A 23,370-nucleotide genomic window follows, 5' to 3' on the forward strand; every position below is an offset into this window, starting at 1 on the left:
CCGGACGAGTGCTACGAATTTAACGACCACCAGGATATCCCATGAATACCAGTTCCATGACCATAGGTAAAAAGCTTTCGGCCGGCTTCGCTGTGCTCGGTTTGATGGTCGCCTTTATCGGCGGTTTTTCTCTTGTTCAGTTTGGCAATATGAACGCTGATGCCATCCGTTTTACCGACAGCATCTTGCCAGCGGTCAATCGCACCAGCGCGATCGGGGATTCTCTCGGTGAGTTGCGTCGTTATGAGCTGGGTTATTTCGTGGTGGCTGCCGAGCCGCTGAAAAGGGCTGAATATCGGAATATTGCCAGTCAACAGCTTAACGCGATCGCGCAGCAGCTGATTGCCCATGACAAGACGATCTGGCCTGAGGATGTGGCGGAGCGCCGTACCTTCGATACGGTGAAATCGGACTGGGATCGTTACGTCGCCCTGCACCAGCGAGTCAAACAGCTGCAAGACAGCGATCAGCTTGCCGAAGCCCAACGCATCTTCCTTGAGGAGGGGGTTCCCCTTTATACCGCGCTGAGCAAGTCAGTGGCCTCCCTTATCCAGATTAACCATGGTTATGCGTCTGAATCCCGCAGCGACATTGTCGACTCTTATCAATCCGCCAATCTGAGTGTCACCATCGCGCTGGTGCTCGGTCTGATCCTTGTGGTGGTGCTCTCCGTGGTACTGACCCGCCAGATCCGCGACCCGCTGATCATGCTGGCCCGTCAGGCCCAGCGTATTGCCAATGGCGATCTGGGTCAGGGCGAACTGCAGCAGTGGATCCGTGACAGCCGCTTCAACCGCGATGAACTGGGTCAGCTGGGTTCTGCCATCAACCGGATGCAGGGCTCCCTCTCCGATCTGGTGAGCGAGATCGCCGGCTCCGTGAGCCAACTCAGCAGCGCAGTGGAGGAGGTGAGCGCTATCTCCAGCCAGTCAGCCAGCGGCATGGCCATCCAGCAGAACGAAGTCTCCCAGGTGGCGACCGCCATGAACGAGATGCAGTCCACCGTCAACGAAGTGGCCCGCAACACCACGGATGCCATGAGCGCCGCCAAGGATGCCTCCCGCACCTCTGCTGCTGGCAGCGAAGTGGTTCGCAGCTCCATTGCCAGCATCGAAGAGGTGTCGGTCAAGATTGAGCAGGCTGGCACAGTAGTGCAGCAGCTGGAGGCCGACAGCGCCAACATCAGCGTTGTGCTGGATGTGATCCGCGATATTGCCGGTCAGACCAACCTGCTGGCCCTTAACGCCGCCATCGAAGCAGCCCGTGCCGGTGAGCAGGGCCGTGGTTTTGCGGTCGTTGCGGATGAAGTGCGTTCATTGGCCCAGCGTACCCAGGACTCCACCGCCGAGATCAGCAAGATGATCGAGCTGCTGCAGAGCCGCGCCGCCGAGGCGGGCAACGCCATGCAACTGAGCCGTCACCAGATGCAGGAGAGTGTCGGTCTGGCGCGGGATGCCGGTACCAGTATCGAGACCATCAACGGTGCCGTGGTGCGCATCACCGACATGAACACCCTGATCGCCACCGCCACCGAAGAGCAGAATGCGGTGACCGAAGAGCTCAACCGCAGCATCGTCAACATTCACAATGCCGCTGACGAGAATGCCCAGGGCGCTCATCAGATCGCCCAGGCTTGTGGCGAGCTGAGCAAGCTGGCCAACACCCTGCACCATATGACCCAACGCTTCACCCTCTAAGGGTTGATGCATGGATAACAGAAGGCCCCGCCAATTGGCAGGGCCTTGTTGTTTCTGGCGTTGTGGAAGGGCTCAGCTCAGGCCGACTATCTCGCCGTTCTCATCGATATCGATATGGCGATAGGCAGGCAGACTACCCAGCCCCGGCATGGTCATGATGGGGCCCGCCAGCGCATAGACGAACCCGGCACCGGCGCAGAGCTTCACCTCGTCGATGGGCACCTCGAAATCGGTCGGCACCCCTTTGAGTGCTGGGTCGTGGCTGATGGAGAGCGGCGTCTTGGCCACGCAGATGGGCAAGTGATCCCACCCTTCTGCGGAGAGCTGTGCCAGCTGCTGGCGCGCTCTGTCGGAGAGCTGCACTCCGCGGCCACCGTAGCCGCACTCCACCAGGGTCGCCAGTTTGGCGTCGAGGCTCATCTCATCGGGGTAGAGAAGTTTCACCTTGCCGGGTTGCTCGCAGGCGGTGACCACGGCGCGGCCCAGCTCGCTGGCACCGGCACCACCCTGGGGGAAGGCGTTGGAGATGGCTGCGCCACAGGCACCAGCTTGCTGCGCTTCATGGGCCAGCAGCGCCAGTTCGGCCTCGCTGTCGGTGGGGAAGCGGTTGATGGCGACCACCACCGGCACCCCGTAGCGGCGGGCGTTCCGGATATGCCAGGCGAGGTTGGCGCAGCCCTGCTTGAGGGTTGGCAGATCTTCCCCCTGCAGGCTGGCTGGCAGCGGCTGGCCCGGACGGATATCGAGCAGGCCGCTGTTGGCCTTGAGGCCGCGCACCGTGGCCACCAGCACCACGCAGGCGGGGGTAATACCGGATTGGCGGCTCTTGATGTTGAAGAACTTCTCCAGCCCCATGTCGGAGCCAAAACCCGCCTCGGTCACCACATAGTCGGTCAGGCCAAGGGCGATGCGATCGGCGATCACCGAGGAGTTGCCGTGGGCGATGTTGGCAAAGGGGCCGGCGTGCACCAGCACCGGCGTCTGCTCGGTGGTCTGCATCAGGGTTGGTTGCAGCGCATCTTTGAGCAGTACCGTCATAGCGCCCGCTACTTCCAACTGTTCGGCGGTGATGGGCTTGCCGTGGATATCGCGGGCCAGCTGGATGCGGCCAATACGAGCGCGCAGATCCTTGAGATCGCTTGCCAGCGCCAGAATGGCCATCAGCTCGGAGGCGGCGGTGATGACGAAGCGATCGCTGCGCTCCACACCATCGGCAGCGCCCCCCTGTCCAATCGTGAGGTGGCGCAGGGCGCGGTCATTCATGTCGAGGGTGCGCGGCCAGAGGATGTTATCGGCATCGATATCGAGCCGCGGCAGGCCGGTTTTTGCGGTGAACTGGTCGCCGAGTTTGCGCTCATGGAACAGGCGGGCATCGAGGGCTGCCGCCGCCAGATTGTGGGCCGCCGTCAGGGCGTGAAAATCGCCGGTGAGGTGGAGGTTCATCTCCTCCATCGGCACTACCTGGGCGTGGCCGCCACCGGCTGCGCCCCCCTTGACCCCGAATACCGGGCCGAGGCTCGGCTGGCGGATAGTGGCGATGCTGGGCTGGCCGATATGGTTGAGCCCCATGGAGAGGCCAAGGGTGGTCACCGTCTTCCCTTCACCGAGCGGGGTCGGGGTGATGGCGCTCACCAGTACCAGCTTGCCGCTCTGCTTGGGTTGAGACGTGAGCAGGTCGAGGCTGAGTTTGCCTTTGTAGTGGCCATGGGGGCTGAGCAGGTGCTGGGGGATGGCGAGGCGTTCGGCCAGCGCGTGAATGGAGAGACGGGGGGACTGGCGGGAGATCTCGATATCGCTTAGCATCAGCACCTCGTTGGCATATCGGGGTAAAATATGCGGCGCAGTCTAGTGGAATATAACGGGTAATCCAATGACGAAAACGATTTTATTTGGTGAGGGTGAGGTTCGTCAGAATCCTGTTCTGCTGGATCTCAACGCACTTTATCATCCCCCCAAGCAGCCGATGACGGCGCTGGGGATTGTCAGCGCGCTGGTGCCGTTGTTTGGTTTCGGCTGGCAGGCGATGACCCAGGACCCAGAAACCCAGCTGCGCCACGAGATCCGCAAACGGGTCAACAAGCACAAGACCGACGAGGCAAACCTCATTTTGATCCTGCAGCTGGCCGCCATGTTTGACTGCCCCGAGATTGAAGTGGCGCTCCCCTATGCCCTGAGTGAGCAGCAGTTGTCGGTTGTCCGCACCCGTTTGCCACGCTGGCAGTTACACCCCGAGCAGGAGCGTCTGCTAGCCAAGCTCACTCCTGTTGCCGCATCCACCACCACACCCGACCAGCGTTAGGTTTCAAGCCGGGTCAGCAGGCCGGACAGTCAGGCCGTATCCTCTGCTCTGGCAATCAGGTCGGCGCATCCCACTGTTGCGGGGCGAGATAGCGCTCCTGCACGAACTCGATAAAGCAGCGCACCTTGGCCGAGACGAAGCGGCGGTGCGGATAGACCGCATAAAGTCCCACATCTCCCTTGTCCCACTCCGGCAGCAGGCTGACCAGCTGTCCTGACCGCAGCGCCTCCCCCACGATAAAGGTGGGCTGCAATATGATGCCCTGATCATCACAAGCGGCGCGGGTCAGCGCCACCCCGTTGTTGGCCCGCAGTGGCCCCTGTGGCCGGATGCTCTGCTGCTCGTTTCCCCGTTTGAAGTGCCACTCCGGCTGGGTCAGGGTGTAGATCAGACAGTCGTGCTGTTTGAGATCCTCGGGCTTCTCCGGCCACCCCTTGCGTGCCAGATAGCCGGGGCTGGCGCAAAGCTCGACCCGAATGGTGGCAAGCTGGCGCGCCACCAGCGAGGAGTCACTGAGGTGGCCGATGCGCAGCGCCAGATCGAATCCCTCTTCCACCAGCGCTACCCGCCGGTCGCTGTACTCGATATCGAGCTTGAGATCGGGGAAGCGCTCGCGAAACAGCGGCAGGGCGGGGGAGAGGTGAAGGTAGCCAAAATCCATCGGCACCGAGAGCTTGAGGGTGCCGTTGGGCTGCTGGTTGTGGTGGGTCAGCTGGCTGTGGGTCTCTTCCAGCTCCGCCAGCAGGGCGAGGGAGCGCTGGTAGTAGAACTGGCCCGCTTCGGTGGGATTGACCTGACGGGTGGTGCGCGACAGCAGCCGGGTGGCGAGGGACTCCTCCAGCTGCTGCATTAGCTTGGAGGCCATGGCGACCGAGATGCCGAGCTGGTTGGCGGCCTTGGTAAAGCTCTGGCACTCCACCACCTTGATAAAGGTGCGCATGGCGGCGATCTGGTCCATTTTCCATCCTCAGTAAATAATGAATTTAATAAATCACTGATTATTCATCTTCAGAACGAGGTTAGCATTTTAACCACTGATGTGAACCCCAAGATGAAGGAACGAACGGATGAAAATGACCAAGGCTCTGCTGGCCTCCTGCCTGTTTATGGCTACTCCTCTGATGGCGGCGGATTACGATGTGGATGCGGCGCACACCACAGTGCAGTTCAAGGTGGGTCACCTGGGCTTCTCCGAGCTGGTGGGTCGCTTCAACACCTTCAGCGGCACCTTCAGCATGGATGATGCCAACCCGGCGGCCGCCAAGGCGAGCTTTGAAGTGGATGCCGCCAGCGTCGACTCCAATCACGAAGCCCGCGACAAACACCTGCGCAGTCCGGACTTCCTCGACGTGAAGCAGTATCCCAAGATGACCTTCGTCAGCTCCGCTTACGAGGGCACCAAGGATAAAGGCGTGCTGAAAGGGACCCTGACTCTGCACGGTGTCTCCAAGGAAGTGGCCTTCGATCTGGTCAAGATCGGTGAGGGCAAGGATCCCTGGGGCGGCTACCGCAGCGGCTTCAACGCCTCCACCACCATCAAACGCAGTGACTTTGGCGTGAGCTACATGCTGCCCGGCATTCCGGACGAGATGAACATCAACCTGTTTGTTGAAGGCGTGCGCAAGTAATGGGCGCGGAACTTCTGCTGCAAACCCTGGCGGCTCCTCTGGGAGCCGCTTTGCTATCGTGGCGCTGGCCACGACTGGGGTATCTGTGGGGGGCGCTGGCGCTCTGGCTGGTGGGCTCCTTGCTCGGCGGTCTCTATGGTATTCCGGCCAAGGCGTGGCAGTGGCTGCCGCTGACTCTGCTGGTGCCCGCCATTGCGGCTCAGGTGAACGATCTGCGCGGTTCGCTGCTGCTCTTTGCCGTGTTCAGTACGCTGGTGTGGTGGCAGGGATTGGCCTCGGTACTGGCGAGCGAACCCAGGATCTGGCTGGCGCTACTGCCCGCCATCCTCTGGTTTGGCTGGAGCACCTTGCGCTGTGACAGCCGCGAGGGGCTCGGGTTTGCCCTCGGTTTTATCTGGCTGGCGCTGGTGATCGGCATCGATGGCAGTCTGCTGATTGCCCAGCTGGCCGGTGCGCTGGCCGCTTTCGCCGGTTTTCGCGCCCTGCTTGCCACCTTTGTTGGCACCAAGGTAGCACCCGCCGGTCTGGGGCTGGCCCTCGCCTTCGTCCAGATGCTCGCCTGGCAATATGTGGAGGTGCCGCTGGTGGTGTTGCTGCCGGTCTGGTTGCTGCCGCTGCTGGAGTGGGTGTTGCGTGACAAACCCTGGCTAGTGCGTTGGAGTGGGCTGATCTTGCTTGCTGCCGCGGGAACCGGGCTCAGCCTGTGGTGGGTGTGGCCTGCTGCTTCTTTGTACTGATTTTTGCATGAAAAACAGGCAATTACAGTCATTTTTGCATACCCGCTCATACTCTTGGCAGATAATGATTGAGCCACCTATGTGTTTCAGATAAAAAGGTTTTTCATTTTATTTGGACACACACAGAACCCGGCCGCGCCGGGTTCTGTTTGCCTGCTTTGCGGCACATAAGGAGGCCACAGTTGCGCAGTCAAGGATCTGAGCATCTGTTTTTTCGCCATTTCACCGGACAGGGACGTATCGATGGTCTCTGTATTCTGCTGGTCACTCACCTGCTTCCCGATCGCCCCCGCTTTATCGAAGCGCTTTCCCGGATTGGGCGGATTGGTGCCATTTTACCCAAACCGAAATCGGTACACGGCCCGACCCTGGAGTGGGTATCCCAGCACTATCCGGTGCTGCCCCTCAACCGGCGCTGGACCAATGATCCCGACAGTATCATCCAGCAGATTGCGCCGCTGGTGGCCCCTCACGAGCGGTTGCTGATCCTCGATATTGGCGGTTACTTTGCCAAAACCCAGGTGATTTTGAGTGAATACTTCGGCCCCCGTTTCCTCGGGGTGGTGGAGATGACCGAGAACGGCCATCAACGCTATGAGCAGGAGGTGCTGGCGACTCCGGTGGTGTCGGTGGCACGCAGTCCCCTCAAGCAGGCCGAGGATATCCAGATTGGTTTGAGCGTGGTCTACTCCGCGGAGTCGCTGGCCCGCAACCTAAACCGTACTTTCAACGTCTGCGAGGCGGCGCTGTTTGGCTATGGCAAGGTGGGGCGCAGCATCGCTCGCGACCTGCGCTGTCGCAACCTCCATCTCGGGCTGGTGGAAACAGATGTGCTGCGACAGGTCGAAGCGCTCTCTCACGGTTTTCGCTTGATCACCAAGGCCGAGGCGTTGAGCCGCGCCGAGCTGGTGATCTGCTCTACCGGCAACGGCTCGTTGGACTTGGCGGATCTGCAGGCGTTGCGCCCCGGCACCATGGTCGCCTCGGTCACCTCGGCTGACGACGAGTTCGCCTTCTCGCTGGCCCAGTTGCCGTGGCCGAGCGAAGAGGTGTGCCCCCATGTGCTGGCCCTCAACCGGCCGGATGGTACCCAGATCTACCTGCTCAACCGGGGCGAGGCGGTCAACTTCGTCCATGGCGCCGTGATTGGTGAATATGTCTATCTGGTGCTGGCGGAGATCATGGAAGGGATCCGGATGCTGGCGGCAGGCCCTCTTGCTCCCGGCCTGTTCGAGCTGCCAGAATCGGCGATGCGTACCATTGCCCGCCATTGGCTGGCCGATTTTCATGGGGTTGATCAGCACTGATTTGACCAAACCGGGATCGGCCATTGGGCGGCAGTACGCCACTTCCCGCCATTGTCGCTTTTTTATGGAGTCACTCATGACCGAGTCTGAAACCCTGATCAGCAAACCTCGCATCGAAATCCGCTACTGCACCCTCTGTCGCTGGATGCTGCGCGCCGCCTGGCTGGCGCAGGAGCTGCTCTCCACCTTCGACTGCGATCTGGGGGAGGTGGCGCTGGTGCCGGCCAGCAAGGGGGAGTTCCGCATTCTGGTGAGCGGGGTGCAGGTGTGGGATCGGGTGGTCGATGACGGCTTCCCCGAGGCCAAGGAGATCAAGCAGCGGGTGCGTGACGTCATCGCCCCTGAGCGGGATCTCGGCCACTCGGATCGCAAGGCGGCCGAGTAACGCCAGATGGGCCGAGCGCCTCGAAAAGGTGCTGAGCATGAGAGCGAAAGGAGAGGGAGGCGATGGCCTCTCTCTCCTTTTTTGCCTTTGGCTATTTGCCTGGCGCCTGCAGGGCTATGAGCGCGGCTCGGCCAGATGGCTGCCGATATAGCGGGCACGCTTGTGGGACTTGATGCGGCTCACATCGACCCACACCAGCCCGTCGATGCAGTGGTTGAAGTCGGGGTCGATGCCAAAATCCATAAACTGGACGCCGCCCGGCTCGCACAGCTCGGAATACTGCTTGTAGAGGGTAGGGATGGCGCAGCCCAAATTGTCGAGGCGGGCCTTGAGTGCTTGGAGATCGGCACCGTAATCCACCCCCTCGAACAGAGGTTGCGTCTCGGGGTAGGGACGGCGGGAGGGGGCCAGCGCCAGCTCGGGGGCAAAGTGTTGGCGGTAGAAGCTCACCAGCAGATCCTTGGCCGCCGGCGGCAGGCTGCCGGAGAGTGACACCGGGCCAAACAGGTAGCGGTAGCGGGGATAGCGGGCCAGATAGGCACCGATGCCGAACCAGAGATAATCGAGCCCCCGCTTGCCCCAGTAGGCGGGCTGGATAAAGCTGCGGCCAAGCTCGATGGCCTGCTCCAGCCGGGGCAGCAGCTTATCCTCAAAGCCGAACAGGGTGTGGCTGTAGAGGCCATCCTTCCCCTTGCTGGCCAGCAGCTCGGCCACAGGGGCGAACCGGTAGGCACCGATAATATCGAGTCGGGCCGGATCCCAGAGGATCAGGTGGTGATAGTCGTTGTCAAAGCCATCGAGATCCCGCCGCTTGCCGGATCCTTCCCCCACAGCGCGAAAGGCGATCTCCCGCAGTCGCCCCAGCTCGCGCAGGATCACCGAGTGACTCAGTTCATGGCGGCGGTAGAGGTAGATCCCCTGACCATCCGGGGTGGTGCCGAGCTGCTCGCAGCTTTCGATGGCCTGTTTGAGCTGGCGGCGATCCTCCGGCAGGGCGATGGGGGCCTCGGTCTGCAGACGCCCTGTCTTGCCACGGCCAATCCGGTAGAGGTGGTTGCGCACCAGCCGCGCCGCCGTCTTGGCGGGCAGCTCCTGAAAACTGCTGAGCGGAATGCGCGCTCCTATGGTCACCGGCAGGGTCTGCCCCTGCTGGCGAAACAGCTGACGCACCAGCAACAGGGCGGAGGCGGGCTTGTTGAGCCAGGAGGCGAGATAGAACCAGAGGCTGTTGCGCCCCCCCAGATGGATGGGCACCAGCGGGGTGCGGGTGCGCTGGGCCAGCTTGATAAAGCCTGCCTGCCAGGGGCCATCTTTCACCCCCTTGAGGCCAAGCCGGGATACTTCGCCTGCGGGGAAGATCACCAGCGCCCCTTCATGGGCGAGGTGTTCGTTCATGGCGAGGATGGCCTGTCGATCGGTCTTGCCCTCCATATTGTCCACCGGCAATAGCAGAGGGCGCAGCGGCGCGAGCTGGGCCAGCAGCTGGTTGGCGACGATCTTCACATCGGGGCGGATGCGACCGAGCAGTTGCAGCAGCGCCAGTCCATCCAGCGAGCCGATGGGGTGGTTGGCAACAAGAATGACCCGGCCGCTGGCTGGAATATGCTCCAGTTGCGCCTCGCTGACCCGATAGTCGAAATCGAGCTGGGTCAGCGCCTGCTCGACAAAGTCGAGGCCGCGAAGGTGCGGGTAGCGGGCGGCAAAGTCGGCAAAGGCACGTTCGTTGAGCAGCCAGCCCAGCAGCCGCTTGAACAGCGGGGTGAGCAGGGGGTAGCCAAGCAGGCGGGGGAAGTGCTGGGTCAGCAGGGTATCGATAGTGAACATCTGGGGGGCTCCGGCGATCCGTTGCTCCCAGCATGATGTGGCACTGTTCCCGCGACATGTCAGCGGGATGACAGTTTGATGGCAGCGGCAGCCAGTAGCTCCTGAGCGACCCTCCCCCGGTTTCCCTTTCCTGATGGGTGATGGCCAGATAGCAAGGGGGGTGCCGGTAAACCGGCTCCCCCCTTGGTTGTCATGGTAATCGATTAACCGCGCCAGGCTGCGGTGAGGCGCACCAGCTCCACCAGGGTGGCGACCGATTTCTCCATGGATTGCAGCGGGATGAACTCGTGCTTGCCGTGGAAGTTGTGGCCACCGGTGAAGAGGTTGGGGCAGGGCAGGCCCATAAAGGAGAGGCGGGCGCCATCGGTACCGCCGCGAATGGGCTTGATTTTCGGCACCACGTCGGCGGCTTCCATGGCGGCCTTGGCCAGCTCGACGATATGCATGTGCGGCTCAATCTGGCTGCGCATGTTGCGATAGCTGTCGGTCAGGGTCAGCTCGATGCGGGCCTTCGGATACTCGGCCTGCAGGGCGGCCACCCGGCTCTGCATCTCGGCCTTGCGTGCGGCGAAGTGCTCGTCGTCGAAGTCACGGATGATGTAGTGCAGGGTGCTCTCCTCCACGGTGCCGCTCATCTGGGCCAGATGGAAGAAGCCCTCATACCCTTCGGTGCACTCCGGGGTCTGCTCGGTAGGCATGGCGGCGTGGAAGCGGGCGGCCAGGGTCTGGCTGTTGATCATGCTCCCCTTGGCGGTGCCGGGGTGGACGTTATTGCCGATAAAACGCACCGTGGCGCTGGCGGCGTTGAAGTTTTCATACTCCAGCTCGCCCAGTTCGCCGCCATCCACGGTATAGGCCCACTTGGCCGGGAATCTCTCCAGCGGGAACAGGTTGGCGCCACGGCCAATCTCTTCATCCGGGGTAAAGCCGACCCAGATATCGCCGCGGGGGATCTCGGGGTGGGCCTGCAGGTGGTCGATGGCAGTGAGGATCTCGGCGATACCCGCCTTGTCGTCGGCGCCAAGCAAGGTGGTGCCGTCGGTGGTGATGAGATCCTGACCCAGATAGTTTTTCAGGAAGCGGTAGTCACGGATGGCAAGCACCTCGTCACCCTTGCCAAGGCAGATGTCGCCGCCCTGATAGTTTTCGATGATTTGCGGTACTACGTGCTCCGCCTCGTAGTCGGCGGTATCCATGTGGGCAATCAGGCCGATGGCGGGGGCGTCCGGCTGGTTGCCCGGCAGGCAGCCGGTGAGGTAGCCGTGCTCATCCAGGGTGACCTGGCTCAGCCCCAGCGCCTTCATCTCTTCTTGCAGGGCACGGGCAAAGATCAGCTGGCCTTCGCTGCTGGGGCAGGCTGGATTGGTCTCATCGGAGCGGGTATGAAAAGTTACGTAACGCAGAAAACGCTCAAGCAGGGTATCCATTAGTCAGCCTCTAACCGATTGTGAGCGGTCATTGTGGCCAATCCGTGCGGGGCACTCATTGCGTCAGCGCAGGTTTTTCCCATTTTTTGACGCAAGGGAAGAGAGGTGAATGTGCGGCACGCGGGGCAACGCCCAGGAGGGAGGTCGCATAAATGTGGCATTTATTGCGATATTTAGGCGCTGGCGGTGGCGGCCAAATTCCCCTCAGCGACCGCACAGCAAGGCGTCAGCCCAATCATGGCGTTTTCACACACTTTTCAAGGGGAAACCGGGCTGTCGCATAACCTGCGCCATCCCAGAGCCCGCCTGCCCGCCAGCAAGATTTGATCGACTTATTAAAAGGGGATTTTGAACACTATTTTTTATTGTCACTGCCCGCGGTAAGTGTGTACACTCCGCGCCGATCCAAGGGCAACCCTGAAGCAGGCAGAGCCGCCAGAAACCCGACCGATCATACGCCTATAGGGCGAGGCACGCAGAAACGACAGACACTGCTGGGGAATGGTTTCTTTAATACCGGTTAGGCTCCGGTATCAGGGAGAACAACAGACTCTCATCCTTCATTTGACCGAGTGGGCCACCGGCTCATCATCTTCCCTTGTCATGGGCGGTCACTGAGGGTGAGGTGGGCTGTGGTTGTTGTCGTCTATCAACACGCATGCGTGCTGGCGCCTTCGCTTCTCTTCCTTGGAACCCTCTCCTTCTGTCGGGATCGCTGCCGAATGATGAACTGACGGCGTGGCTGATGTCGTCTGTCATCAAAGTACCGCGGCGCTACGGCATAGTGGCACCGCATACCGTTGAGCTTGATGTAAAGCCACCAGCCCCACATCAAGACTCGTTACTTCCCCAAGATCCACCAGGCAGCCTCTGGCTTGCCGCGATGTGCAAAGGGTTGGTTTGGGTGGCTGCGTCTCGTGATGGCAGCGCTCGCCGTACTCTGCACTAGATGGTCTGGATGTGATTGAGGGTAACGAAGGCGACTTTGGGTCGCTCATTTGCGAGGCATAGCCCATGACTAACTGGTCCAGCAAGGACTCCTTGAAGGTCTACAACGTTCCCTACTGGGGTGCGGGTTTTTTCAATATCAATGACGCCGGTCATGTGACCGTCGCCCCCGACAAATCACGCCCTGACGCGCATATCGTGCTCTCTGACGCCATCGAACAGTTGCGTCAGTCCGGGCTGACCACCCCCGTGTTGCTGCGCTTTCCCGACATCCTCAAGAGTCGGGTCGATGCGCTGTTCAACGCCTTTGGTCAGGCCATCGAAAAGTCTGGCTATGAAGGGGACTACCTCTGCGTTTACCCGATCAAGGTAAACCAGCAGCGTCGTGTCATCGAGACCATCAGCCAGTCCTACAGCGACAAGCCCCGGCTTGGCCTGGAAGCTGGTTCCAAACCGGAACTGCTGGCCGTGCTGTCCCATCACCATGAGCAAGGCTCGGTGATCGTCTGCAACGGTTACAAAGACCGCGAATATATCCGCCACGCCCTTTTGGGCAACCTGATGGGCCACAAGGTCTACATCGTGGTGGAGAAGCCCTCCGAGCTGGAGATGGTGCTGGACGAGTCAGCTCGTCTCAACATCAAGCCCAACATCGGGGTGCGTGCCAAGCTCGCTTCCACCGGCTCCGGCATGTGGGAATCGAGCGGTGGCTCCATGTCCAAATTTGGTCTCTCCGCCTCCCAGATCCTGGCGCTGATCGAACGTCTGCGCGGGCTGGGCAAGCTGGATTGCCTGCAACTGCTGCACTTCCATCTGGGCTCCCAGATCGCCAATATCCGCGACATTCAGGGCGGCATCCGCGAGTGCGGCCGTTTCTATGCTGAACTGCGTCGCCTCGGTGCCAACATCGAGGTAGTGGACGTCGGTGGTGGCCTGGGCGTGGACTACGAGGGAACCCGTTCCCAGAGCCACTGCTCCGCCAACTACAGCCTCTCCGAGTACGCCAATAACGTGGTATGGGGCATCGGTGATGTCTGCCGCGAGTTCGATCTGCCGCACCCGACCATCATCAGCGAGTCCGGCCGTGCCCTGACTGCCCACCACGCCGTGCTGGTCACCAATATCATTGGTGCCGAAGGGGTGGAGATGAACGACATCAGCGCGCCGGACGAAGATGCACCGACCATTCTGCAGAACATGTGGAAAGGCTGGCTGGATCTGCGCAGCGAAGATCCCTCCCTGCTGGAGATCTTCCATGACTCGGTGGCAGATCTGGGTGACGTGAATACCCAGTACACCATGGGCCTCTTGAACCTTGAACAGCGTGCCTGGGCCGAGATGCTGCACCAGAACACCTGTCTGGCACTCAAAGAGATGCTCAACCCGGTCAACCGCAACCACCGTGCGCTGGCTGACGAGCTGAGTGAAAAGCTGGCGGACAAGTGCTTTGCCAACTTCTCCCTGTTCCAGTCCCTGCCGGATGCCTGGGGTATCGGTCAGGTATTCCCGGTGATGCCGCTGGCCGGTCTCGATCGTCCGCTTAGCCGTCGCGGTATCCTGATGGATATCACCTGTGACTCCGACGGTCAGGTCGAGCACTATGTCGACGGTCTGGGGGTCGAGAGCACCCTGCCGATGCCGGTCTACGGCGAGCACGAAGAGTGCCACGTCGGCTTCTTCCTGGTCGGTGCCTATCAGGAGATCCTCGGCGATCTGCACAACCTGTTCGGTGACACCCACTGCGCGGAAGTGTGGCTGGACGAAGAGGGCAAGATGGACATTCGCAACGTGGTGCGTGGCGACACCGTCGACCAACTGCTGCGTTACGTCAACATCGACCCGTCCGTGATCCGCGAAAACTACCAGCGGATCGCCGCTCATCCGGCGCTGGACGATGCCACTCGCAAAGCCCTGCTCGACGAGCTGGAGCTGGGCCTGCAAGGCTACGCCTATCTGGAAGACGAATAAGCGCCCGCGCTTGACGTTCGCCGTGAAGGCATAAAAAAGGGAGGCATTTGCCTCCTTTTTTCTATCTGTTCCTCCTGTGGCGGTCAGGTCTGCGAGCTCAGCGCCTTGTGCAGATCCCGCTGCAACTGCTGATTGTCGTCTCTTTGCAGCTCCACAATACCCAATTGAAGCCCCTGCTCGATGGTGAGTGACCCATTCAACATGGCGTTGATGGCGGCTTCACTCAGCAGCATCACCCTGTCTTTGGGGTTTGGGCCGCTGGTGTGCAACTGGAGCAGTAGGGACTCCTTGCCTCGTACTCTGGACCAGAGTCCTGAGTCGATAAGCAGGATGGAGATCCCGCCACCTACCCCTGCCTGCTGGAGTCGACTTTTGAGGGTTTGTAGCCATGCCTGGCTACGGGAGAAGCCGGCTTCGCCTGTCAGGGCTGCCAAGGGGGGCAACTGCTCACGGCTCACCGCAGTCGCCGTCGCCATGGCAATATTGACCGTGCCGGGCCAGCTCTGTTCGAACGGATTGGGATAAAGGGCATCATAACCACAGCTCTGCCCTATCCCAGGGATGAGGCAGAGCAGGACCATGCATGCGCGCAAGGTGCGTTGCATCATGGCGTCACTATGTTGAACCAGAAGTTGAACTTGTCGAGCAGGCTGATGAAGTCACTGAACGTCTGCTGATCACCCTCGATCTTGATCTCGCCGTTGGCGATCTTCTGCTCCATGGTGCCCTGACCGAGCTGGATATCATCCAGCGTCTTCTTGCTCAGGGTAATGGTCACATCAGGCTTGGCGGCATAGCGGGTTGTGTGGTTGAGCACCGAGTTCTCCAGACTCAGGGTATGTTTCTCCTCGATGTCGGTGAACGCCATGTTGATGACCATCTTCTTGCCCGCCGCTTTCTCGGGATTAATGCGCACCGAGAGATAGTCAAACAGCATGCTGGGGCTCATAGCCCGGATGGTATCCGGCGAGGCGGTGACTGTTCCGCCAACATTGGGAACGCCATTGCGCAGCTCATAGGCGCCTTGCAGATAGACGGAGCGCCACGGGCCGGATTCAGCCTGATAGCCCAGCTGCTCCAGTGCATCTGCCAGCAGCAGCTTGCCCTCTGTGTTGTTTGGGTTGGCAAACACCAGATGTTTGAGCACTTCTGCTACCCAGCGATATTCCCCCTTGTCGAACGAGGCCTTGGCCTTTTTCAGTACCTCCTGCTCGCCCCCCATGAACTCGATATATTTGGGGCCGACCATTTCTGGGGGCAGGTTGTCGAGATCGGAGGGGTTGCCGGAGTACCAGCCCATGTAGCGCTGATAGATGGCGCGGCTGTTGTGGCGCAGGGTGCCGTAGTAACCGCGGTTCGGCCAGAAGTCGTTGAGCTCGGGGGGGAGGGTGATCTGCTCGGAGATCTCCTCGCCGGTGTAGCCCATGTTCATCAGGCGCACCGACTGGTCGTGGATGTATTTGTAGAGGTCACGCTGCTTCTTGAAGTAGTCGACTATGTTGGCATTGCCCCAGCGTGGCCAGTGGTGACTCTGGAACTTGACCTCGGCCTGATCACCCCAGGTTTCGATGGTCTCGTTGAGAAAGCTGGCCCACTTCAGCGCATCACGCACCTGGGCGCCGCGCAGGGTGAGGATGTTGTGCATGGTGTTGGTGGTATTTTCGGCCATCCACAATGCTTTGCTGTCCGGGAACCAGGTGTTCATCTCGGCCGGGGCTTCGGTGCCCGGGGTCATCTGGAAGACCATCTTGACGCCATCGACCGTCAGCGTTTCACCGGTTTTGGTGATAAAGCGGGTCGGCAGCAGCAGCGAGGGCACGCCGGTGGAAGTGGTTTGCCCCAGACCGCCGTTGACGCCCCCCTGCTGGTTGCGCGGCAGCAGGGCGCCGTACATGTAGACGGCGCGGCGGGCCATGGCATTGCCGGCGATGACGTTCTCCGACACCGCGTGTTCGGTAAATTCTTCCGGCGCGATGATCTCGACGCCGTTCTTTTTCACCTCGTCCAGCGAGTTGAACAGACCGGCGGCACCGCCGTAGTGATCCACGTGGGAGTGGCTGTAGACCACCGCGGTGACCGGGCGCTCCCCTTGGGTCTTGTTGATGAAGGCCAGCGCCGCCTTGGCGGTTTGCGGGGAGATCAGCGGATCGAACACCACCCAGCCCTTGTTGCCTTCGATAAAGGTGATGTTGGAGAGATCAAAGCCGCGAATTTGGTAAATCTTGTCGGTGACCTTGAACAAGCCGTACTGCATGTTGAGCTGGGCATTGCGCCACAGGCTGGGGTTGACGCTGTCCGGCGCGGCCTTGTCGAGGCCGATGTAGGTCTTGTACTGCTCCAGATCCCACACCACGTTGCCCTTGTCATCCTTGATGGTCAGGGTATCGGGTTTGGCAATGAAACCGCGCTGGGCATCCTCGAAATCCTGCTTGTCATTGAAGGGCAGGGTATTGAGCACCTGCTGGTTTGCCTTGATGGTAAATTCGCTGGCAGGCTTGGGGTCGATGGCGGCCTTGGCCGACTGCACAAGAGCAGGCTGCACAAGCAGTGCGCCACAGAGCAAGAGCGAGAAAATCGTGGGGGTGGAAAGCCTCGGTTTCATCGGTATGACTCCAGATGGTGGTGTGGGTCGACAGGGCTAAGTGTAGTCAGGCTCAAGTCAGGGAAGAGAAGAAAGGGGGACTTGCGCTACACAACGCCATCCGGGTGGAAAACTGCGGGAATTGCGCCTGCAGGAGCACTGCCGTTGCACATCTTGATCTGTATCAAGATAGGTCGCAGCGGGTTGTCTTACGGTCAAGAGTGATGTTGATGGGATGTAACAAAAGGATGTACATATGGAACTGAAAAGGGACCCGAGATGCTATACCGACGTCTGTATCGACGGTAAGTGGTATCACTACGACCACTGCAGCACCAACGTCTACATGCTGATGGGAGGCGCCGCGCCGAGCCTTCAGCTGGCCTATGAGCCGAGCAGCGAAGAGGAGCTGATCGAGATGCTCCAGCAGCTGGGGCGCTTCTGACTTACCGAATTGATGTCTTGCCATATGGCCATCGGGCGCGTTGCCACGATGGCCACCACTCTTCACCGCTGTACCTTATCTCAGCGGTTTTTATTGCCCAATAACCCCTTGCCAATCTCCAGCATGGCGACGGCCGCGGCGTAGCTGCTATCGGACTTGCCTATCTCATCCGCTATATAGAGAAAATTGGATTGGTACTTCTCGACGGCCTCTCGCGGGCTGGTCGCGTCAATAAAGTCCTCCTCCACCTCGAATCCTTGGGTCAGCAGTGCCGCCTTTTCACTCAGAAAAGTCGGAGATGCCATGTCGATAAAGGTGTATTGCTGCCGATTGGATGCCGGAATGGTAAAAAACTGGTATCTGGCCATGGGTAAATCCTAGCTTGAAGCGGGCGATAGATGACGTGACGCTGGTTTTCATCTGTGGTTCGCAGGCGGCTTGGTTTCCCTCGACATCATCGAGAGTGCGTGTCGGGAATGCCGCATTTTGTTTTCGTTCGAGACTACTTTGTTGGCGTTTGCCCGGCAAGTGGGTCGCAGAGATTTTCTGGATGATCCGAGCAACCGAGATGTTGTTGGCAGGGGCGAGACCGGGATAATGCCGGGCTCACGTTGAGCCCGGCTTGTCAGCGCTCTGTTACAGCACGAAGCTCTGTACCATGGCGCGCAGCTGTTCGGTGAGCTGGTGGATCTGGCGGGCGGCATCGCGGGCGGCGTTGGCCACTTGCAGCGCCTCGTCGCTGCCATCGGAGATGCGCACCACGTTGCGTTCGATCTCGTTGACCACGGCGCCCTGCTGCTCGATGGCGCTGGCGATGATGGCGTTGGTATCGACCATTCGATCCACCTTCTCGGTGATGGCGCCGAAAGCCTGTTTCGCCTCCTGCGCCAGCCCGACCCCCTCCTGCGCTTCATGGCTGGCCGCCGACATGGCGGTGACCGAGGCGCGGGCGCCGGATTGCAGCTGTTCAATCATCTGCTGGATCTCGACGGTAGCCCCTTGGGTGCGGTTGGCAAGAGATCGCACCTCGTCGGCCACCACCGCAAAGCCGCGACCCTGCTCACCGGCCCGGGCCGCTTCGATGGCAGCGTTGAGGGCCAGCAGGTTGGTCTGCTCGGCGATGCCACGGATCACGCTGATGACGCCGCCAATCTGGCTGCACTGCTGCTCCAGCTGGCCTATGGTGTCGGCGGTGCGCAACACCTCGCGGTTGATATGGTCGATGGCCTTGATGGTGCGCTCCACCACATCCTCGCCCTGACCGACCACGTTCTGCGCCTCCTGGGTCATGCGGGCGGCTTGCAGGGCGTTGCCCGCCATGTCCTGTGAGGTGGCTGCCAGCTCCTTGATGGCGGTGGCGACCTGATGGGTCTCCCCTTGCTGATCGGCAATCACCTCCTGCGAGCGGCAGGTGCGCGCTTCGATCTCGGTGGCGCTCTCCACCACGGTGACGCCATTTTCACGCACTCGCAGCATCAGGGTACGCAGGGTCTCCAGGGTCACGTTGTAATCCCGGCTGATGGCGGCCAGCTCGTCCTGACCGACGATCTCGATATGCTGGCTGAGATCCTGGGCGTTGACCCGGGCGGCAATATCACGCACCCGCCCCACGGTTTCGCGCAGGGAGAGATAGGCACCGATCATCAGGTAGAGGTAGAGCAGCAAGCTGGCGGTCAGCGGCGCGGTGACCCACCAGAAGTGGCGCTGGTTGGCGGTCAGCCGCTGATGTAAGTCGGCCTCCAGCCGCTGGCGTACCTGGCCTGCCAGTGCGGTGATGGCCTCGTCCATCTTATCCCCCAGTGCCTGCACCTCTTTGGTGGAGAGCTGCACCAGCTGATCCTTCATCATCTTGTTTTCCATGGTCTCGACCCCCTGACGCACCAGCTGTATCAGAGCATCGGTCTGCTGACCCAGCTCGGCGCGGTAGGCCGGTTCGATCTGGTAGAGCAGGGTCAGATCGGCCTCCAGCTCCTGCAGGGTGGCGCTGATCAGGTCAAGACGAAAACGCAGGCCGCTGTAGCCCTCAGCCTGAAACAGGCCGAAGTCGGCGATGGTGGCGGCGCGATCCCGTACCTGGGCCAGCAGGTCGCGCAGTTGCGGCAACCGCTCGCTGGCGAGGATCACCATGTAGTAGGTACCGAGCGCCGGATCCTGGATCAGGCTGCTGCTGGCTGTGATGTGCTTGTAGAGGTGGCGCACCTCGGTCAGCAGCTTGTCGTGGCGCAGGTTGCTCTGCTCCACTTCCAGCTTGCCCGCTTCACTCTGCAGGGCGGCCCAGCCCTGCTGGATCACCTCAAAGGAGGGGTTGTTCTGGCGGGTGTCGGCAAAGGCTTGCAGGCTCTGATCAACGGCTTGTGCGGCTGCCTTGACCTGATCATCACCGACCGGATCCACTTCATAGGCGTGACGGGTTACCAGATTGCGATGGGTGAGCAGGGCTTGCTCGATAGCGGGCACGGGGGTGAGATTGACCACTCCCGCCAGCTCGCGGTTGGCCTGGACGTTGTCATCCTGCAGCCGCCCCAGCAGATTGGTCATGCTGTAGGCCAGTGGCAGCAGCATCAGGCAGGACCAGAGCAGGAATTTGTATTTGAAGGAGAGCTGATTGCCCAGCCGGATGGCGGGGTTGAAAATCCATTTCATGTTAAGCCTCGATACCTGAGTGCGGGCGTGATTCGTGTTGCCTGAATAGTACTCCGAGCGGCCTCCCTTGGGTGATGGCCGGTTGCAAGTTGTGATCCCCTTGGCTTTTTACTTCCGGGCGGGGGCGCCGTCAGCCGCACCAATAGAAAACGGGCCACCCGAAGGTGACCCGTGGTCGATAAGGGGAAACCGATCAGTTGAACGCCAGGAAGGGCGAGACACAGAGCAGTAGGCCAGTGACGATGATGATGTAGAGGGAGGTGCCCTTGTACTTGTGCAGCGCCGGTACCTGATAGACCAGATAAGCCGGGATGAGGCAACCCACCATGCCGAAGATGGGGCTGCAGATGGAGGTGAAGCTCAGTACCGGTGCGTTGAGCACGATGGCCCCCCAGGAGAGCATGACGGTGAACACCATGATCCCTTTGCCCACCAATCCTTTGTTGATGCGGTTTTCCGGCAGCACCCGGCGCAGCAGGTTCATTGCCAGCCCCTGACAGGCTTCACGGAAACCGAGGTAAACGCCGAAGTAGGCGGTCATTACCGCAAAGATGTTGAGGGTGAGGCTCAGGAGCTTGAGGGTCTGGCCGGGCATCCCCTGGGCTACCATCGCCAGCGCGGAGATGTTCTCCTCGGAGGCTTTAACCGCCTGATCGTGGCCCATGGCAAGAGTGAAGGAGACCGCGTAGAAGAACACCACCACGAACAGGATGCCGAAGGCGATATTCATGGCGCGCATCGCCTTGAAGCGGGCCACTTCCAGCGACTTTTCCCGCGAGCGGTAGGAGATCACCATGGGGCTCAGGCTCTGGATAAAGAGGATGGAGGTGAGGGTAAAGGGCAGCATGATGATGGCATCCTTCATCCAGTCACCGGCAGCGGGCATGGCGGTGATGTTGGCCGCATCCCACTTGTCCACCATCATCAGGCCGAGCACGGCCACCACGCTGATCTTGGTCAGCACCATAAAGGTGGAGATCTTGAACAGCAGGTTTTCGCCGCGCGAGGCCAGTGCCACCAGACCGCAAATCAGCACCAGACCGTAGAGCGGGTTTTCGGAGAGCAGGCCGTCGGTGACGCCGAAGCTCTGCAGGAAGGAGGCGCTGTCATTGGTGATGGCGGTGGAGTAGACGAAGACCCAGATCACCAGCATCACGAAGTAGAGTGCGCCGAGCAGCACACCCCAGTTCTTGCCAAGGTAGCCGGTGATGACGCTGGGGTAATCCTTGCACTCCGGCGAAGTGGCCAGGGTGTTGATAAAGAGGCGCTGGAACATGTACATGGCGGGGTAGCCGATCACCGCCGAGAGCAGAAAGACCCACAAGCCCATCAGACCCACCTGTACCGGCAGGAAGACGATCCCTGCGCCGATGGCCATGCCGATGCTCATGATGATCCAGCCCCAGTCGGTGCTGTCGAAGCGAACCGCTTCTTTCCATTCCAGCGTGCCCATCACGGGGCTGGCGAGTGTAGTGCTATGCGCGTCCATTAAAACCTTCTTTTTTGTAGGGATGTGGGAAAGCGGCGCAAATATAGTTGAATGAAACTGTCATAAACAATGCCCATAAGAGTACTTTTGTTCAAATCAGGATGGTGATCACGGTTTATATTGAGGCCGAAAGGTGCCTTCACACGCCATTTTTGTATCTTTTTGTTGAATGGATAAAATAAAAAGCAAATAATGTTGAACAGAATGAGATTCATGATTGCAAAAAAAATTGCACAAACCAGGAGTGGCTATATGAAACGCATCATCACAGCAGCAGCGGCACCTGACGCTATCGGTCCCTACAGCCACGGCACTGCCTATGGCGACCTTATCTTTACCTCCGGTCAGTTGCCGGTCTGCAAGCAGCAGGGTGGTGTGGTGGAAGGGGGGATTGCCGCCCAGACCCGCCAGTCACTGGAAAACCTGAAATCCGTGCTGGAAGCCGCTGGCGGCTCGCTGGATACCGTGCTCAAAACCACCTGCTACCTCGCCGAGATCAGCGATTTTGCCGCGTTCAACGAGGTCTATAAAGCCTATTTCCAGAAAGATTGTCCGGCGCGCAGCTGCTTCGCAGTGAAGGATCTGCCGATGGGCGTCAAGGTTGAAGTGGAAGCGATCGCCCATATCGCTCGTTAATGCTGATAAAAAGGTTCAAGTGATGAAACAAGCGTGGCAGCAGTATCTGCAGATTATTCAACAGGTTGTCAAACCAGCGCTGGGTTGTACCGAGCCAATCGCCGCCGCCTATGCCGCGGCTGTCGCCGCTCGGCAACTGGGGTGTGAGCCCGGTCGCCTCGAGGTTGCGGTGTCGGACAATCTCTATAAAAACTCGATGGGTGTCTATGTGCCGGGCACCGGCAAGATCGGTCTGGCCATTGCGGCCGCGGCCGGTGCCATCGGCGGCAACGCCGATGCCGGGCTGGAGGTGCTGGCCGCGATCCAGCCAGCACAGGTGGATCGTGCCCAGCAGCTGATCGATGCCGGCAAGGTGCAGGTGAGCCGCACCGCCGCCCCCGAGTTTATCTTCTGCCGCGTGACCGTTTATGGCACTGATGACAAGGGTGAAGAGCACAGCGCCGAAGTGACCCTCTGCGGCGGTCATACCCGCATCGTCGAGCAGCGCCGCGATGGCGAGGTGACCTTCACCGCCGATCAGAGCCAGGGCGGCGCCACCGGTTCCATCTGCGATGGCGTCGATATCAGCATCGCCGCCATTTACGAGTTCGCCACCCGGGTGGAGTTCGAGCAGATCAGGTTCATCCTCAAAGCTTCCGAGCTCAACGGCAAGCTCTCCGCCGAGGGGATGAACAACCCCTATGGCCTGGAGATTGGCCGCACCATGCAGCAGAACATCAATGCCGGTCTCATCGGCGAGGATGTGATGAACCGCATCGTGATGATGACGGCGGCTGCCTCCGATGCCCGCATGGGGGGCGCGACCCTGCCAGCCATGAGCAACTTCGGCAGCGGCAACCAGGGCATTGCCGCCACCATTCCGGTGATGGTGATTGCCGAGCGCTTTGCGGCCAGCGAAGAGCAGCTGGCTCGCGCCCTCATCATGAGCCATCTGGGCGCCATCTATATCAAGTCCCACTATCCGCCGCTGTCGGCCTTTTGTGGCAATACCGTGACCAGCGCGGCCGCCTCCATGGCCATGGTCTATCTGGCGGGCGGCAGCTTCGAGCAATCCTGCTTCGCCATCCAGAACGTACTGAGCGACAGTGCCGGTATGGTATGTGACGGGGCGAAAGCCTCCTGCGCCATGAAGGTGAGTACCTCCTCCGGCGCGGCGGTGCGCGGCTTCCTGATGGCCCTCAACAGTCACTCGGTATCGGGGCAGGGGATCGTCGCCGGCGACGTGGATCAGACCATCCGCAACGTCGGCCAGATGGTGAAGGAGGGCATGTCTGCCACAGACAGCACCATTATTGATATCATGTCCGCCTGATGTCCCTGTCGGTTGCTGCCCGGCGTCCATTGTCCGGCAGCAAC

Annotated in this window: 19 protein-coding genes; 10 read left to right on the forward strand and 9 right to left on the reverse strand. The window is 60.4% G+C overall.

From position 1 onward, the window contains the following. Positions 1 to 41: 41 nt before the first annotated feature. Positions 42 to 1,697 carry a methyl-accepting chemotaxis protein gene (locus AB5Y76_RS20150; RefSeq protein ID WP_263716783.1) on the forward strand — a complete coding sequence of 552 codons (1,656 nt, stop codon included), beginning with the start codon at positions 42 to 44 and terminating at the stop codon, positions 1,695 to 1,697. A gap of 72 nt (positions 1,698 to 1,769) precedes the next feature. On the opposite strand, the gene AB5Y76_RS20155 is transcribed toward AB5Y76_RS20150, so the two are convergent. Further along, entirely contained in the window at positions 1,770 to 3,500 is a 1,731-nt protein-coding gene (locus AB5Y76_RS20155; RefSeq protein WP_263716782.1) for a formate--tetrahydrofolate ligase, read from the reverse strand. A gap of 67 nt (positions 3,501 to 3,567) precedes the next feature. Here AB5Y76_RS20155 and AB5Y76_RS20160 point away from each other — a divergent pair, with 67 nt between their 5' ends. Next, entirely contained in the window at positions 3,568 to 3,996 is a 429-nt protein-coding gene (locus AB5Y76_RS20160) for a hypothetical protein (protein ID WP_263716781.1), read from the forward strand. 55 nt (positions 3,997 to 4,051) lie between these two features. On the opposite strand, the gene AB5Y76_RS20165 is transcribed toward AB5Y76_RS20160, so the two are convergent. Next, the gene (locus AB5Y76_RS20165) at positions 4,052 to 4,954 is read right to left on the reverse strand and encodes a LysR family transcriptional regulator (RefSeq protein WP_263716779.1); all 903 of its coding nucleotides are present in this window, start codon (positions 4,952 to 4,954) and stop codon (positions 4,052 to 4,054) included. Positions 4,955 to 5,063: 109 nt separating this feature from the next. On the opposite strand from AB5Y76_RS20165, the gene AB5Y76_RS20170 reads away from it, so the two are divergent. From AB5Y76_RS20170 to AB5Y76_RS20185, 4 genes are all read left to right on the forward strand, one after another. Continuing rightward, on the forward strand, positions 5,064 to 5,624 hold the full coding sequence (locus AB5Y76_RS20170; RefSeq protein ID WP_005334411.1) for a YceI family protein: 561 nt from the start codon (positions 5,064 to 5,066) through the stop codon (positions 5,622 to 5,624). Then, positions 5,624 to 6,361, forward strand: a complete 738-nt coding sequence (locus AB5Y76_RS20175) for a hypothetical protein (RefSeq protein ID WP_263716778.1) — start codon at positions 5,624 to 5,626, stop codon at positions 6,359 to 6,361. The genes AB5Y76_RS20170 and AB5Y76_RS20175 overlap by 1 nt, the downstream gene beginning before the upstream one ends. Positions 6,362 to 6,543: 182 nt before the next feature. Next, a complete protein-coding gene (locus AB5Y76_RS20180; protein WP_203117468.1) occupies positions 6,544 to 7,668 on the forward strand; it encodes an adenosylhomocysteinase in 1,125 nt (374 codons plus the stop codon). Positions 7,669 to 7,744: 76 nt separating this feature from the next. Further along, complete coding sequence (locus AB5Y76_RS20185) at positions 7,745 to 8,053, forward strand: SelT/SelW/SelH family protein (RefSeq protein ID WP_204420494.1); 309 nt, start codon at positions 7,745 to 7,747, stop codon at positions 8,051 to 8,053. Positions 8,054 to 8,167: 114 nt separating this feature from the next. Here the strand turns inward: AB5Y76_RS20185 and AB5Y76_RS20190 are convergent, their stop codons facing one another. Together AB5Y76_RS20190 and pepT are read right to left on the reverse strand one after the other, a co-directional pair. Next, on the reverse strand, positions 8,168 to 9,877 hold the full coding sequence (locus AB5Y76_RS20190) for a lysophospholipid acyltransferase family protein (RefSeq protein ID WP_263716777.1): 1,710 nt from the start codon (positions 9,875 to 9,877) through the stop codon (positions 8,168 to 8,170). Between the two features lie 203 nt (positions 9,878 to 10,080). Next, a complete protein-coding gene (gene pepT, locus AB5Y76_RS20195) occupies positions 10,081 to 11,304 on the reverse strand; it encodes a peptidase T (protein ID WP_263716776.1) in 1,224 nt (407 codons plus the stop codon). Positions 11,305 to 12,318: 1,014 nt separating this feature from the next. Between pepT and speA the strand changes: the two genes are divergently transcribed. After that, a complete protein-coding gene (speA, locus tag AB5Y76_RS20200) occupies positions 12,319 to 14,220 on the forward strand; it encodes a biosynthetic arginine decarboxylase (protein WP_110302466.1) in 1,902 nt (633 codons plus the stop codon). An 83-nt stretch (positions 14,221 to 14,303) separates the two neighbouring features. On the opposite strand, the gene AB5Y76_RS20205 is transcribed toward speA, so the two are convergent. Then, on the reverse strand, positions 14,304 to 14,828 hold the full coding sequence (locus AB5Y76_RS20205) for a hypothetical protein (RefSeq protein WP_005361774.1): 525 nt from the start codon (positions 14,826 to 14,828) through the stop codon (positions 14,304 to 14,306). Next, complete coding sequence (locus AB5Y76_RS20210; RefSeq protein ID WP_263716775.1) at positions 14,825 to 16,822, reverse strand: alkyl/aryl-sulfatase; 1,998 nt, start codon at positions 16,820 to 16,822, stop codon at positions 14,825 to 14,827. Before AB5Y76_RS20210 ends, AB5Y76_RS20205 begins: the two co-directional genes overlap by 4 nt. A 235-nt stretch (positions 16,823 to 17,057) precedes the next feature. On the opposite strand from AB5Y76_RS20210, the gene AB5Y76_RS20215 reads away from it, so the two are divergent. After that, positions 17,058 to 17,246 (forward strand): hypothetical protein, encoded by a 189-nt coding sequence (locus AB5Y76_RS20215; RefSeq protein ID WP_005334402.1) that lies wholly within the window; start codon positions 17,058 to 17,060, stop codon positions 17,244 to 17,246. Between the two features lie 80 nt (positions 17,247 to 17,326). Here AB5Y76_RS20215 and AB5Y76_RS20220 read toward each other — a convergent pair whose 3' ends face one another. The 3 genes from AB5Y76_RS20220 to AB5Y76_RS20230 all read right to left on the reverse strand — a co-directional run bounded on the left by AB5Y76_RS20220 (position 17,327) and on the right by AB5Y76_RS20230 (position 21,378). Next, positions 17,327 to 17,614 carry a hypothetical protein gene (locus AB5Y76_RS20220; RefSeq protein WP_107685105.1) on the reverse strand — a complete coding sequence of 96 codons (288 nt, stop codon included), beginning with the start codon at positions 17,612 to 17,614 and terminating at the stop codon, positions 17,327 to 17,329. Positions 17,615 to 17,882: 268 nt separating this feature from the next. After that, on the reverse strand, positions 17,883 to 19,889 hold the full coding sequence (locus AB5Y76_RS20225) for a methyl-accepting chemotaxis protein (protein WP_263716773.1): 2,007 nt from the start codon (positions 19,887 to 19,889) through the stop codon (positions 17,883 to 17,885). Between the two features lie 193 nt (positions 19,890 to 20,082). Then, entirely contained in the window at positions 20,083 to 21,378 is a 1,296-nt protein-coding gene (locus AB5Y76_RS20230; protein ID WP_021229327.1) for an amino acid permease, read from the reverse strand. Positions 21,379 to 21,630: 252 nt separating this feature from the next. Here AB5Y76_RS20230 and AB5Y76_RS20235 point away from each other — a divergent pair, with 252 nt between their 5' ends. Continuing rightward, positions 21,631 to 22,014 (forward strand): Rid family detoxifying hydrolase, encoded by a 384-nt coding sequence (locus AB5Y76_RS20235; RefSeq protein ID WP_005344164.1) that lies wholly within the window; start codon positions 21,631 to 21,633, stop codon positions 22,012 to 22,014. A 22-nt stretch (positions 22,015 to 22,036) separates the two neighbouring features. After that, a complete protein-coding gene (locus AB5Y76_RS20240; RefSeq protein WP_263716772.1) occupies positions 22,037 to 23,326 on the forward strand; it encodes a serine dehydratase subunit alpha family protein in 1,290 nt (429 codons plus the stop codon). The last annotated feature ends 44 nt before the right edge of the window (positions 23,327 to 23,370 follow it).

Source organism: Aeromonas sp. R1-2 (assembly GCF_040908505.1).
GTDB classification, from domain to species: Bacteria; Pseudomonadota; Gammaproteobacteria; order Enterobacterales; family Aeromonadaceae; genus Aeromonas; species Aeromonas veronii.

Excerpts from the sequence above, each read along its gene's own strand:
- AB5Y76_RS20165 (WP_263716779.1), bottom strand. The coding sequence starts at position 4,954 with ATGGACCAGATCGCCGCCATGCGCACCTTTATCAAGGTGGTGGAGTGC.
- AB5Y76_RS20170 (WP_005334411.1), top strand. The coding sequence starts at position 5,064 with ATGAAAATGACCAAGGCTCTGCTGGCCTCCTGCCTGTTTATGGCTACT.
- AB5Y76_RS20175 (WP_263716778.1), top strand. The coding sequence starts at position 5,624 with ATGGGCGCGGAACTTCTGCTGCAAACCCTGGCGGCTCCTCTGGGAGCC.
- AB5Y76_RS20160 (WP_263716781.1), top strand. The coding sequence starts at position 3,568 with ATGACGAAAACGATTTTATTTGGTGAGGGTGAGGTTCGTCAGAATCCT.
- AB5Y76_RS20235 (WP_005344164.1), top strand. The coding sequence starts at position 21,631 with ATGAAACGCATCATCACAGCAGCAGCGGCACCTGACGCTATCGGTCCC.
- AB5Y76_RS20150 (WP_263716783.1), top strand. The coding sequence starts at position 42 with ATGAATACCAGTTCCATGACCATAGGTAAAAAGCTTTCGGCCGGCTTC.
- AB5Y76_RS20190 (WP_263716777.1), bottom strand. The coding sequence starts at position 9,877 with ATGTTCACTATCGATACCCTGCTGACCCAGCACTTCCCCCGCCTGCTT.
- AB5Y76_RS20215 (WP_005334402.1), top strand. The coding sequence starts at position 17,058 with ATGGAACTGAAAAGGGACCCGAGATGCTATACCGACGTCTGTATCGAC.
- AB5Y76_RS20185 (WP_204420494.1), top strand. The coding sequence starts at position 7,745 with ATGACCGAGTCTGAAACCCTGATCAGCAAACCTCGCATCGAAATCCGC.
- AB5Y76_RS20155 (WP_263716782.1), bottom strand. The coding sequence starts at position 3,500 with ATGCTAAGCGATATCGAGATCTCCCGCCAGTCCCCCCGTCTCTCCATT.
- AB5Y76_RS20220 (WP_107685105.1), bottom strand. The coding sequence starts at position 17,614 with ATGGCCAGATACCAGTTTTTTACCATTCCGGCATCCAATCGGCAGCAA.
- AB5Y76_RS20225 (WP_263716773.1), bottom strand. The coding sequence starts at position 19,889 with ATGAAATGGATTTTCAACCCCGCCATCCGGCTGGGCAATCAGCTCTCC.
- speA (WP_110302466.1), top strand. The coding sequence starts at position 12,319 with ATGACTAACTGGTCCAGCAAGGACTCCTTGAAGGTCTACAACGTTCCC.
- pepT (WP_263716776.1), bottom strand. The coding sequence starts at position 11,304 with ATGGATACCCTGCTTGAGCGTTTTCTGCGTTACGTAACTTTTCATACC.
- AB5Y76_RS20230 (WP_021229327.1), bottom strand. The coding sequence starts at position 21,378 with ATGGACGCGCATAGCACTACACTCGCCAGCCCCGTGATGGGCACGCTG.
- AB5Y76_RS20205 (WP_005361774.1), bottom strand. The coding sequence starts at position 14,828 with ATGATGCAACGCACCTTGCGCGCATGCATGGTCCTGCTCTGCCTCATC.
- AB5Y76_RS20240 (WP_263716772.1), top strand. The coding sequence starts at position 22,037 with ATGAAACAAGCGTGGCAGCAGTATCTGCAGATTATTCAACAGGTTGTC.
- AB5Y76_RS20210 (WP_263716775.1), bottom strand. The coding sequence starts at position 16,822 with ATGAAACCGAGGCTTTCCACCCCCACGATTTTCTCGCTCTTGCTCTGT.